10 protein-coding genes and 1 pseudogene are annotated in these 11,660 nt (G+C 64.0%); 6 read left to right on the forward strand and 5 right to left on the reverse strand.

Annotated features, from left to right (window positions below):
* The 3 genes and pseudogenes from EOA23_RS36615 to leuS all read right to left on the reverse strand — a co-directional run.
* A pseudogene (locus EOA23_RS36615) lies at positions 1 to 171 on the reverse strand (IS110 family transposase); the annotation flags it as partial.
* A 366-nt stretch (positions 172 to 537) separates the two neighbouring features.
* Positions 538 to 1,119: an LPS assembly lipoprotein LptE gene (gene lptE, locus EOA23_RS25440; RefSeq protein ID WP_127306169.1), complete on the reverse strand. Its 582-nt coding sequence runs from the start codon at positions 1,117 to 1,119 to the stop codon at positions 538 to 540.
* Positions 1,106 to 3,733 carry a leucine--tRNA ligase gene (leuS, locus tag EOA23_RS25445; protein WP_127306170.1) on the reverse strand — a complete coding sequence of 876 codons (2,628 nt, stop codon included), beginning with the start codon at positions 3,731 to 3,733 and terminating at the stop codon, positions 1,106 to 1,108. The genes lptE and leuS overlap by 14 nt, the downstream gene beginning before the upstream one ends.
* 213 nt (positions 3,734 to 3,946) lie before the next feature.
* On the opposite strand from leuS, the gene EOA23_RS25450 reads away from it, so the two are divergent.
* The 3 genes from EOA23_RS25450 (at position 3,947) to EOA23_RS25460 (ending at position 6,074) form a co-directional block, all read left to right on the forward strand.
* On the forward strand, positions 3,947 to 4,609 hold the full coding sequence (locus EOA23_RS25450; RefSeq protein WP_127306171.1) for a YggS family pyridoxal phosphate-dependent enzyme: 663 nt from the start codon (positions 3,947 to 3,949) through the stop codon (positions 4,607 to 4,609).
* A gap of 18 nt (positions 4,610 to 4,627) precedes the next feature.
* Complete coding sequence (locus tag EOA23_RS25455) at positions 4,628 to 4,939, forward strand: type II toxin-antitoxin system Phd/YefM family antitoxin (protein ID WP_245474346.1); 312 nt, start codon at positions 4,628 to 4,630, stop codon at positions 4,937 to 4,939.
* A gap of 85 nt (positions 4,940 to 5,024) precedes the next feature.
* A complete protein-coding gene (locus EOA23_RS25460) occupies positions 5,025 to 6,074 on the forward strand; it encodes an aldo/keto reductase (protein WP_127306172.1) in 1,050 nt (349 codons plus the stop codon).
* A 49-nt stretch (positions 6,075 to 6,123) separates the two neighbouring features.
* On the opposite strand, the gene EOA23_RS25465 is transcribed toward EOA23_RS25460, so the two are convergent.
* On the reverse strand, positions 6,124 to 7,029 hold the full coding sequence (locus EOA23_RS25465; RefSeq protein WP_127306173.1) for a LysR family transcriptional regulator: 906 nt from the start codon (positions 7,027 to 7,029) through the stop codon (positions 6,124 to 6,126).
* A 120-nt stretch (positions 7,030 to 7,149) separates the two neighbouring features.
* Here EOA23_RS25465 and EOA23_RS25470 point away from each other — a divergent pair, with 120 nt between their 5' ends.
* Both EOA23_RS25470 and EOA23_RS25475 read left to right on the forward strand, forming a co-directional pair.
* Positions 7,150 to 8,337 carry an MFS transporter gene (locus EOA23_RS25470; protein WP_127306174.1) on the forward strand — a complete coding sequence of 396 codons (1,188 nt, stop codon included), beginning with the start codon at positions 7,150 to 7,152 and terminating at the stop codon, positions 8,335 to 8,337.
* Positions 8,338 to 8,374: 37 nt separating this feature from the next.
* A complete protein-coding gene (locus tag EOA23_RS25475; RefSeq protein WP_127306175.1) occupies positions 8,375 to 9,409 on the forward strand; it encodes an aldo/keto reductase in 1,035 nt (344 codons plus the stop codon).
* A 174-nt stretch (positions 9,410 to 9,583) separates the two neighbouring features.
* Here EOA23_RS25475 and EOA23_RS25480 read toward each other — a convergent pair whose 3' ends face one another.
* The gene (locus tag EOA23_RS25480; RefSeq protein WP_126063777.1) at positions 9,584 to 9,856 is read right to left on the reverse strand and encodes an usg protein; all 273 of its coding nucleotides are present in this window, start codon (positions 9,854 to 9,856) and stop codon (positions 9,584 to 9,586) included.
* Between the two features lie 303 nt (positions 9,857 to 10,159).
* Between EOA23_RS25480 and acs the strand changes: the two genes are divergently transcribed.
* On the forward strand, positions 10,160 to 11,660 hold a 1,501-nt coding region (gene acs, locus EOA23_RS25485), incomplete at its 3' end, for an acetate--CoA ligase (protein ID WP_127306176.1).

Consider the following 11,660-nt stretch of genomic DNA (forward strand, 5'->3'; position numbering starts at 1 on the left):
AGCCGAGCCGCAGGCCTCCATGCCGATCAGCGCCGGCGGCTGCGCGGCGAAGAACTTCTCCACCTGCGCGCGGCGCAGCTGCCGCTGCACCACCACGCGCCCGGCAGCATCCACGCCGTGCACCTGACACACATTCTTGGCCAAATCGATTCCAAATCTGATAGCTTGCATGATGGACGGTCTCCTTCCGCTGGAGTTAATCACAGCCCAGTTTGGCACATTCGATGCCGCAAGGGGCCGTCCACCCATCATTCTAGGGCGGAGCAGCCGCGAAGCGGCGTCGCGAAGACCCTAGAAGCCATGCCGCTACCTTCACCGAGGTGTGCAACGGAGCAGAATTCTGCACCGTGGCGGCGCTTCCAAGTCACGGAATGGATTCTATGGTCTGCGCCGCGTCGCTTCGCTCCTTGCTCCGCCATAGAATGACGAAGTTGGGACGGCCTCGAGCAATCCCCGGCGTTTGCGCTGATGTCACGGAAATGAACGGAGAATCTTGCACCAAAACAAACGGCAACCTTTCAAATCCCCGCCGGGGAACTAGGCTTTCTTGCCGTGTTTAGCCAAATCCTGTGCGATTGAAAGCCGCAGCAGATCAGCCAGTTCCCGGGCGGCGCGGTTCTCGGCGTCGATCTGGGCGCGATAGGCCGCGAATTCCTGACGCGGCCGGTCGAAGGACGACGGGATCGAGCGCTTGCCGACGGCGATCACCGTGTTGGTCGCGGTGTCTCTCAGCACATAGTTGGCGGTCAGCGTGACCGTGCCCGCCGTCGGCTCGTCTTCCTGGGTCTGCACCTGCACGATGGCCGCCGATTCGACCAGCTCGGTAACGCCGAGGTCGAGCGTGTAGGCCGGCGAGGCCGGCTCGCCCGAGCCCTGCCCGAAGGCGAAGATCAGATTGTTGCGCACTTGCTGTGCGTAACGGGTGTTGACCGGCTTGATCGAGATCGACGCGAGCTCGGCGGAGGCGCTGAGCTGCGATCCGGGCGACAGCGGCTGGTTGGAATAGAGCGGCCGCACGGTGCAGGCCGAGACCAGCGCAAGCGCGGCGGCCATGCCGCAGACCGCCAGGCGACCGCGCAGGCGGATCGCTTGTGACTTCACCGGATCAGGCAACGACATTGACGATCCTCTGCGGGACGATGATCACCTTGCGCGGAGCCTTACCCTCCAGTGCTTTTTGCACGAAGTCGAGAGCCAGCACCGCTTTTTCGACGGCACCTTGATCCGCGTCGCGGGCAATTGTCAAATCCCCGCGCTTCTTGCCGTTGACCTGCACCGGCAGCACGATCTCGTTGTCGACGACCAGCGCCGGATCGTAGACCGGCCACGGCCGCTCGGCGATCATCTCGGTCCCGCCCAGCGCCTCCCAGCATTCCTCCGCCAGATGCGGCATGACCGGCGCGATGATGTGCACCAGGATCTCCACCGCCTCCCGGCATGCGCTCTTCAGGGCGGCGTCGGCCTTGCCTTCGGCGACGTCGTTGAGCGGCGTCGTCAGCGCATTGGCAAGCTCATAGATGCGCGCGATGGCGCGGTTGAAGCCGAGCTTCTCGATGTCTTCGCCGACCGCCTTCAGGATCTTGTGCGCGGCCTTGGACACGGCGCCCGCTTCGCCATCCTTCGCCGCCGCCGGCTTCACACCGGGCAGAGATTCGGCAGCGATCTGCACCAGTCGCCAGATGCGCTGCACGAAGCGATGCGCGCCGGCCGCGCCATCGTCTGTCCACTCGACGTCGCGCTCCGGCGGCGAGTCCGACAGCATGAACCAGCGCGCCGTGTCGGCGCCGTAGCCGTCGGTGATCTCTTCCGGGCTCACCGTGTTCTTCTTCGACTTCGACATCTTCTCCAGCGCGCCGATGGTCGCCTCCTCGCCGGTGGCGATCTCAAAGGCGAGGCGCTTGCCGCCGACATCCTCGAGCCTGACCTCGCTCGGCGACAGCCAGCGCCCGTTGTTCGACGGGCCGCCGACGCGGTAGGTCTCGTGCACCACCATGCCCTGCGTGAACAGGCCCTTGAACGGCTCGGCGAGATTGAGGTGACCGGTCTCGCGCATGGCGCGGGTGAAGAAGCGCGAATAGAGCAGGTGCAGGATCGCGTGCTCGATGCCACCGATATACTGGTCGACCGCCAGCCATTCATCGGCCGCCTTCGGCTCGGTCGGCTCATTGGCCCAGGGCGCGGTGAAGCGCGCGAAATACCAGGACGAATCGACGAAGGTGTCCATCGTGTCGGTCTCGCGCCGCGCGTCGCGGCCGCATTGCGGGCACTTCACATGCCGCCAGGTCGGATGCCGGTCGAGCGGATTGCCCGGACGGTCGAACTCGATGTCGTCGGGCAGCTTCACCGGCAGGTCAGCCTTCGGCACCGGCACGACGCCGCAGGCCTCGCAATGGATCATCGGGATCGGGCAACCCCAGTAGCGCTGGCGCGAGATACCCCAGTCGCGCAGGCGGAAATTCACCTTGCGCTCCGCCATCGGCCTGCCGCCGATCGTCTTTGCCTCCAGCAGCTTCGCCACTTCATTGAAGGCCTTTTCGGGCTTCATGCCGTCGAGGAAGCGCGAGTTGATCATCACGCCGTCGTCGACATAGGCCTCCTCAATGACCTGGAAGGTCTTGGCGTCGCCGTCTTCCGGCATCACCACCGGGATCACCGGCAGGCCGTATTTGTTGGCGAAGTCGAGGTCGCGCTGATCGCCCGACGGGCAGCCGAAAATGGCGCCGGTGCCGTATTCCATCAGCACGAAATTGGCGACATAGACAGGCAGCGTCCAAGTCTCGTCGAACGGATGGACGACGCGGATGCCGGTGTCAAAACCCTTCTTCTCGGCCGTCTCCAGCGCCGCCACCGAGGTGCCCATATGGCGGACCTCCTCGATGAACTTCGCCAGCTCGACATTCTCCTCGGCGGCTTTCCGCGCCAGCGGGTGGTCGGCGGCGACCGCCATGAAGGAAGCGCCGAAGATGGTGTCGGGCCTTGTCGTATAGACTTCGAGCTCATCCGCGTCGCCAACCGGCTTTGCCAGCGGCCAGCGGATCAGCAGGCCTTCGGAGCGGCCGATCCAGTTGTGCTGCATCAGCTTGACCTTCTCCGGCCACTCCTCGAGCAGGTTGAGCGAATCCAGCAGATCCTGCGCGAAGTCGGTGATCTTGAAGAACCACTGCGTCAGTTCGCGCTGCTCAACCAACGCCCCCGAGCGCCAGCCGCGGCCGTCGATGACCTGCTCGTTGGCGAGCACCGTCATGTCCTCCGGATCCCAGTTGACCTTAGAGGATTTGCGGGTCACCAGCCCCTTCTCGACGAAGTCGAGGAACAGCATCTGCTGGCGGTGATAGTAGTCGACGTCGCAGGTCGCGAACTCGCGCGCCCAGTCGAGCGACAGGCCCATCATCTTGAGCTGCTCGCGCATGACGGCGATATTTTCGTAGGTCCAGTCCTTGGGGTGGACCTTGTTCTGCATGGCGGCGTTTTCGGCCGGCATGCCGAACGCGTCCCAGCCCATCGGGTGCAGCACGTTGAAGCCCTTGGCCCGCTTGTAGCGCGCCACCACATCGCCCATCGTATAGTTGCGGGTATGGCCGATATGGATCTTGCCCGACGGATAGGGGAACATCTCGAGCACGTAGTATTTCGGCTTCGGATCGTCGTTGCGAGCCTCGAACAGCTTCTTTTCGGCCCAGGCCTTCTGCCATTTGGGCTCTGACGTGCGCGGATTGTAACGTTCGGTTGCCATCGGATGTTTTTCACTTAAAAGCAGGTGCGCGGTGCTGGATCAGGGCGTGTCGATATTCAGGTCAGGCCGGCATTCGCAGGCCGGCATCACCTGATATCGACGCGCCCAGGCCGGCAGCCGAGACAATGTCGTCGCGGTGTTCACCATGGATTGCCGGACCCGTCAACTGCGGCGAGCCGGCCCGGCCATGAAAACTATAGGCAGGATAGCGGCATGACGAACGCCGTAGAGCAGCTTCACGCGGTCAAGGCGAAGATAGCGAGCGCCGAGCGCGAGGCAAGGCGCGAGCCCGGCGCGGTCACCCTGGTGGCGGTGTCGAAGACCTTCGCGGCCGAGGACATCCGCCCTGTGATCGAGGCCGGCCAGCGTGTCTTCGGCGAGAACCGCGTGCAGGAAGCCCAGGGCAAATGGCCGGCGCTGAGGGAGGCATTTGCTGATCTGGAGCTGCATCTGATCGGCCCGCTCCAATCCAACAAGGCCAAGGAAGCCGTCGCGCTGTTCGATGTCATCGAGACCGTCGACCGCGAGAAGATCGCCGCGGAGCTTTCAAAGGAAATGACCAGGCAAGGCCGGACGCCAAGACTCTATGTCCAGGTCAACACCGGCTCCGAGCCGCAAAAGGCCGGCATCGAGCCGCGCGAGGCGGTCGCCTTCGTCAAGCGCTGCCGCGACGTTCATGGCCTCGCCGTCGAAGGCCTGATGTGCATTCCGCCGGCCGATGAGAATCCCGGCCCGCATTTCGCGCTGCTGGAGAAGCTCGCCTGCGAGGCCGGCGTCGAAAAACTGTCGATGGGCATGTCCGGCGACTATGAGACTGCGATCGCCTTCGGCGCGACCAGCGTCCGGGTGGGATCGGCGATCTTCGGCAGCCGGTAGGTGCCGCGATCTGCTTGCATGACCTTTTCTAAAGCAGCTGATAAGAATGTCGGACTGTTTTGCCGAGCGTCGCTCATGGACTGGGACCTTCAGAAAGTAGGGAAGAACCTGCCGAAATTGGTTAGGCAAGCGCGTGAAACAGGGCCGCAGACCATCACGCAACATGGGAAGCCCGTCGCCGTGGTGTTAGCGGTGGCTGACTACGAAAAGCTCATCGGCGCCAAGCCGTCACTTGCGGAATATCTTCTCTCTGGCCCTGAGTGGGACGACGCGTTCGCCGAGGAAGTCAATCGCAGACCTGAGACGATGATCCGAGACATCGATCCCTGATTCTCTCGATGTGAGGGCCTTGAAACGAAACGGCCCGTTCCTATTTGCTTGTGGTCACTCACTCCTTCTCTCGGGGAATCCCACCATGCGCTACAACCAGCTTGGCAATACCGGCCTTTTCGTTTCCGAACTCTGCCTCGGCACCATGACGTTCGGCGCCGCCGGCGAGAATGCCCAATGGGGGCTGATCGCCAGCCTCGACCAGAAGGGCGTCAACGAGATCGTCGCCCGCTCGATCGCCGCCGGCGTCAACTTCTTCGACACGGCGGATGTCTATTCCTTTGGCCAGTCCGAGCAATTGCTGGGACAGTCGCTCAAGGATCTCGGCATCAAGCGCTCGGACGTCATCATCGCCACCAAGGTGCATGGCGCCATGGGCAACGGCCCGAACGAGCGCGGCTCGTCGCGCGGCCACATCATGGATTCGGTCGACGGCAGCCTGAAGCGGCTGCAACTCGATCATATCGATCTCTACCAGCTGCACGGCACCGACACGGTGACGCCGATCGACGAGACGCTGCGCGCGCTCGACGATCTCGTCGCCAGCGGCAAGGTGCGCTATGTCGGCGTCTCCAACTGGCAGGCCTGGCGCATCGCCAAGGCGCTCGGCATTGCCGAGCGCAAGGGCTTTGCCCGCTTCGAGACCATTCAATCCTATTACTCGATCGCCGGCCGCGATCTCGAGCGCGAGATCGTGCCGCTGATCAACGAAGAGAAGCTCGGCCTGATGGTCTGGTCGCCGATGGCCGGCGGGCTGCTCTCCGGCAAATACGGTCCTGGCGCGCCCGGCAATGGCGAGGGCCGCCGCGCCTCCTTCAACTTCCCGCCGGTCAACGAAGACCGCGCCTGGGCGGCGGTTGCGGTCATGCGCGAGGTGGCGAAGAAGCACGACGTCAGCGTTGCGACGGTGGCACTCGGTTATGTTCTGGCAAAACCTTTTGTGATGAGCGTCATCATCGGCGCCAGCCGCATGGACCAGCTCGAGCAGAACCTCGCCGCGACCGGCTTGCAGCTCGATGCCGGCGATCTTGCCAGGCTCGACGAGGTGAGCGCGCTGCCCGCCGAATATCCGGGCTGGATGCTTGAGCGGCAAAGCGCCGGCCGGCGTCCGGCGCCGTTCGTGCCGAAGGCGTAACTTCCGAACTCCGAAAAGCCGCGTGTCATTGGCGCGCGGCTTTTCTCATTCAGATGCGGACAGTCTCCGCAAGGAAGTCGAGAAAGGCCCGCACCCGGGCCGGCAAATGCTTGCCCTGGCCGACATAGACGGCGTGTGTCGGCTCCTCGTCGCCGGGATTGAACTCTTCCAGCAGCGGCACCAGCAGTCCGGCGGCGATGTCGGGTTCGACATGCCAGCGCGCCAGTCTTGCGATGCCGGCTCCCGCCAGCGTCGTTCGCCGCATCGCTTCGCCATCGGTCAGCGACATGTTCCCGACGATCGGCAGGATGATCGATTTGCCGGCGGCATCAATGAAAGGCCAGCCGTCGATATGCCTGGCGAAGCCGAAGGCGAGCATGTTGTGGCGGGCAAGGTCGGACAATGCGCTGGGCGTGCCGCGCGTTTCGAGATAGGCAGGGGACGCAACCAGCACCATCCGGCTCTGGCCGAGCTTGCGCGCCACCAGGCGCGACTCGCTGAGCGGTCCTGCGCGTATGGCGACATCGGCTCGCTCCTCCAACAGGTTGATGACATTGTCGGTCAGCACCGCTTCGACGGAAATCTCGGGATAGCGCTCCAGGAAACGCGGCAGCAATTCCATCAAGCGGTGCTGGCCGAACGGCACATAGGAGTTGACCCTGAGCTTTCCGCGCGGCGCGGCGCCTGCGGCCGCCTCGCGTTCCGCCGCATCGAGATCGGCAAGGATACGCAGGCCGCTGTCGTAAAAGCTGGTTCCCTCCGGCGTCAGTTGCAGCTTGCGTGTCGAGCGGCTGACCAGCCGCGCGCCGAGCCGTGCCTCCAGCCGCGCGATCAGCTTGCTCACCGCCGAGGGCGTCATGCGCAAGGCCCGCGCCGCGGCGGAAAAACTGCCTGTCTCGGCGACGCGGACGAACACTTCGATCTCGCCGGAGCGGTTGATTTCGGGTCTCGCCATTTGTGAATTTATTTCACAGAAAATATGCCCATTGCAAGACTGGTTCACAACTCGACGGACCACGATCTTTCGCATCGGGGCGCGGGACTGGGCGTCCTTCAGCACCAAACGGATCCTGCCATGCCCCTTGCTCTCTATGCCCTCACCGCCGGTGCCTTCGGCATCGGTGTCACCGAATTCGTCATCATGGGCCTGCTGCTCGATGTCAGCGCCGATCTCGGCGTCTCGATCTCGGCCGCGGGCCTGCTCATTTCCGGCTACGCGCTGGGTGTCGTCGTCGGCGCGCCGCTGCTTGGCGCCTTGACCGGCCGCTTGCCGCGCAAGACCTTGCTGCTTGCGCTGATGGTGGTCTTCACCGTCGGCAACCTGGCCTGCGCGCTGGCGCCCGACTACTGGACGCTGATGGCTGCGCGTGTGCTCACCGCCTTCGCCCACGCCTCCTTCTTCGGCGTCGGCTCCGTCGTCGCCACCAGCCTGGTCGCGCCCAACAGGAAGGCCTCGGCCATCGCCCTGATGTTCACCGGCCTCACCGTCGCCAACATCCTCGGCGTGCCTTTCGGCACCTGGCTCGGCCAGGCCTATGGTTGGCGCTCCACCTTCCTCGCCGTCACGCTGGTCGGCGTCATCGCCTTTGCGGTTATCGCGCTGCTCGTGCCGCGCGACGAACCGGCAGCAGCGGACGAGGAGGAAAGCTCCGAAGGCACGCTCGCCGTGCTCGGCCGCCGGGCAGTGCTGCTCGGCCTCCTGACCACGGTGCTGAGCTGGGTCGGCGTCTTTGCTGCCTTCACCTATCTGGCGCCTATCCTGACCCGCGTCACTGGCTTTTCCGAGGGAGCCGTCTCGCCGATCCTGCTCGTCTTCGGCGGCGGGCTGGTCGCCGGCAACCTGCTTGGCGGACGCCTCGCCGACCGGCACCTTGTGCCGACGGTCGTTGGCACTCTGGTCGCGCTGTCGGCGGTGCTGTTCGTCATGACCGCGGCGATCCATCAGCCGATCACGGCGATCATTGCCGTGGGCCTGCTGGGTGCCGCCGCCTTCGCCACCGTCGCGCCGCTGCAAATGTGGGTGCTGGAGAAGGCCAAGGGCGCCGGCCAAGGCCTGGCCTCCTCCTTCAACATCGCCGCCTTCAATCTCGGCAACGCCATCGGCGCCTGGCTGGGCGGCTTCGTCATCGATCACGGCCCCGGCCTCGGCGCCGTCCCTCTCGTCGCCGGCCTGGTGCCGATCGCCGCGCTCGGCGTGGTGCTCATGGCGCTGCGTCTCGAACGCGGCAGCGCGATCGGCAAGCCGGTCACGGCGCAGTGCTGAGCGCTGATCCCTTCGACATCCAATCAGGAGAAAAAAGATGGACTATCGATCTCTCGGCGCCTCCGGCCTGAAAGTGCCGGCCATTTCCTTCGGCGCCGGAACCTTTGGCGGCTCCGGCCCGCTCTTCGGCCATTGGGGCAACAGCGACGCGAAAGAGGCTCGCCGGCTGGTCGACATCTGCCTGGAGGCGGGCGTCAATCTTTTCGACACGGCCGATGTCTATTCCAACGGCGCCTCGGAAGAAGTGCTTGGCGAGGCGATCAAGGACCGTCGCGACACGGTGCTGATCTCGACCAAGACGTCGCTGCCGATGGGCGACGGTCCGGCCGACTGGGGCTCGTCGCGCTCCCGCCTGATCCGCTCCGTCGACGCGGCGCTGAAGCGTCTCGGCACCGACTATATCGACCTGCTTCAGCTCCATGCCTTCGACGCCTCGACGCCGATCGAGGAAGTGCTGTCGGCGTTGGATGACCTCGTGCGCTCCGGCAGGCTGCGCTATGTCGGCGTCTCTAACTTTTCGGGCTGGCAGGTGATGAAATCGCTCGGCCTGGCCGACAAACACGGCTACCCGCGCTACGTCGCGCATCAGGTCTATTATTCGCTGGTGGGCCGCGACTATGAGTGGGAGCTGATGCCGCTCGGCCTCGACCAGGGCGTCGGCGCTTTGGTGTGGAGCCCGCTCGGCTGGGGCCGGCTGACCGGCAAGATCCGCCGCGGCCAGCCCTTGCCGGAAAAGAGCCGGCTGCACGGCACAGCCGATTTCGGCCCGCCGGTCGAGGACGAGCATCTTTTCAAGGTGGTCGATGCGCTGGAAGCTGTCGCCGCCGAGACCGGCAAGACCGTGCCGCAGGTCGCCATCAACTGGCTCCTGCAGCGGCCGACCGTGTCGTCGGTGATCATCGGCGCCCGCAACGAAGAGCAGCTCCGCCAGAACCTCGGCGCCGTCGGCTGGACGCTGACGCCGGAGCAGATCAAGGCGCTCGACGAAGCGAGCGCGGTGACGGCGCCCTATCCCTACTTCCCCTATCGCCGCCAGGAAGGCTTTGCCCGGCTGAACCCGCCGGCGGTTTGACGCTGCCAATCTCCCCCCTCGAGGGGGAGATGTCGCCGAAGGCGACAGAGGGGGTCGCTGCGCGTGGAGCACCAACTTCATCTGCACATCGCGGAACGTCGCGCTCCACGCGCAACGACCCCCCTCTGGCCGCTTTGCGGCCATCTCCTCCTCAAGGGGGGAGAATACGCCGCCTCAGTGCACCAGAAACTCCCCATCGACCTTCCGCCACTCATTCGGCGCGACGAGCCTCTGGTGCGTATACGTCACCGAATGCAGCGGCCCATCGAGCTTGGTCTTCCAGAATTCGATGAAGCGGATCAGCACCGGGAATTGCGGCGCTATGTCGTAATCCTGCCAGACAAAGCTTTGCAGCAGGTGCGGGTGGTCCGGGTAGTGGTAAAGGATCTTGGCCGTGGTCAGCCCATATCCCCTGAGCATCAGGTCCATTTCGGAATTGTCGCGCATTGCGTTTCCTTGGTTGATTCTCCTTCCTCCCAACGCCGAATTGTGCGCACGGTTGCTTAACTGTCCATGGTTTTTTGCGAGGTCCCTAAAGATTTTTCTTATTAAAACAGGCAGTTAGCAGCCGCCCAGCGGGAGTGCTAGTAGCCTTGGGCGCTTGCCCCTGCGTCATCCCGCCGCGCGAATCCAACGTCTAATATTGCCGTCACGACGGAACTGTTAATAATGCCCGCGAATTCGCGGCCGTTTTGCCGCGATGCCGCTGGCGGCTCAAGCCGGCGGAGTGGTTTGGGAGGAAAGCAGGAAATGTCCGATGTGCATGTCCACCGCGTCCAGCCGGCGTGGAAGAAGAACGCGTTGATCGACAACGATACCTACCTCAAATGGTATGCCGACAGCGTGAAGAACCCGGACAAGTTCTGGGGCAAGCACGGCAAGCGCATCGACTGGTTCAAGCCTTTCACGAAGGTCAAGAACACCTCGTTCGACGGCAAGGTCTCGATCAAGTGGTTCGAGGACGGCCAGACCAACGTCTCCTACAATTGCATCGACCGGCACCTGAAGAAGCGCGGCAACCAGACCGCCATCATCTGGGAAGGCGACAATCCCTACGACGACAGGAAGATCACCTACAACGAGCTTTACGAACATGTATGCCGGCTCGCCAATGTGATGAAGAAGCACGGCGTCAAGAAGGGCGACCGCGTCACCATCTACATGCCGATGATCCCGGAAGCGGCCTATGCGATGCTCGCCTGCACCCGCATCGGCGCCATCCATTCGATCGTCTTCGGCGGCTTCTCGCCGGACGCGCTCGCCGGCCGCATCGTCGACTGCGAATCGACCTTCGTCATCACCGCCGACGAAGGTCTGCGCGGCGGCAAGACCATTCCGCTGAAGGACAATGCCGACAAGGCGATCGACATCGCCGCCAGGCAGCACGTGATGGTCGACAAGGTCGCCGTCGTGCGCCGCACCGGCGGCAAGGTCGGCTGGGCTCCCGGGCGCGACGTCTGGTATCATGATGAAGTCGCTTCGGTGAAGGCTGAGTGCAAGCCGGAGAAGATGAAGGCCGAGGATCCGCTCTTCATCCTCTACACCTCCGGCTCGACCGGCAAGCCGAAGGGCGTCCTGCACACCACCGCTGGCTATCTCGTCTATGCCTCGATGACACACCAATATGTCTTCGACTACCATGACGGCGACGTCTACTGGTGCACCGCCGATGTCGGCTGGGTGACCGGCCACAGCTATATCGTCTACGGACCTCTGGCCAACGGCGCCACCACGCTGATGTTCGAGGGCGTGCCGAACTATCCCTCCCAGGCGCGCTTCTGGGAGGTCATCGACAAGCACAAGGTCAACATCTTCTACACCGCGCCGACGGCGCTGCGCGCCCTGATGGGCGCCGGCGACCAGCATGTGAAGAAGACCTCGCGCAAGTCGCTGCGCGTTCTGGGGTCGGTCGGCGAGCCGATCAACCCGGAAGCCTGGGAATGGTATTTCAACGTCGTCGGCAACGGCAAGGTGCCGATCGTCGACACCTGGTGGCAGACCGAGACCGGCGGCATCCTGATCACGCCGCTGCCCGGCGCCACGGACCTGAAAGCCGGTTCCGCCACGCGGCCCTTCTTCGGCGTTCAGCCGCAGTTGGTCGACGGCGAAGGCAAGGTGCTGGAAGGCGCCACCGACGGCAATCTCTGCATAACCGATTCCTGGCCGGGCCAGATGCGCACCGTCTATGGCGACCACGAGCGGTTCGTGCAGACCTATTTCTCGACCTACAAGGGCAAGTACTTCACCGGCG

It is taken from the genome of Mesorhizobium sp. M2A.F.Ca.ET.042.01.1.1 (assembly GCF_003997405.1).
Classification (GTDB): domain Bacteria; phylum Pseudomonadota; class Alphaproteobacteria; order Rhizobiales; family Rhizobiaceae; genus Mesorhizobium.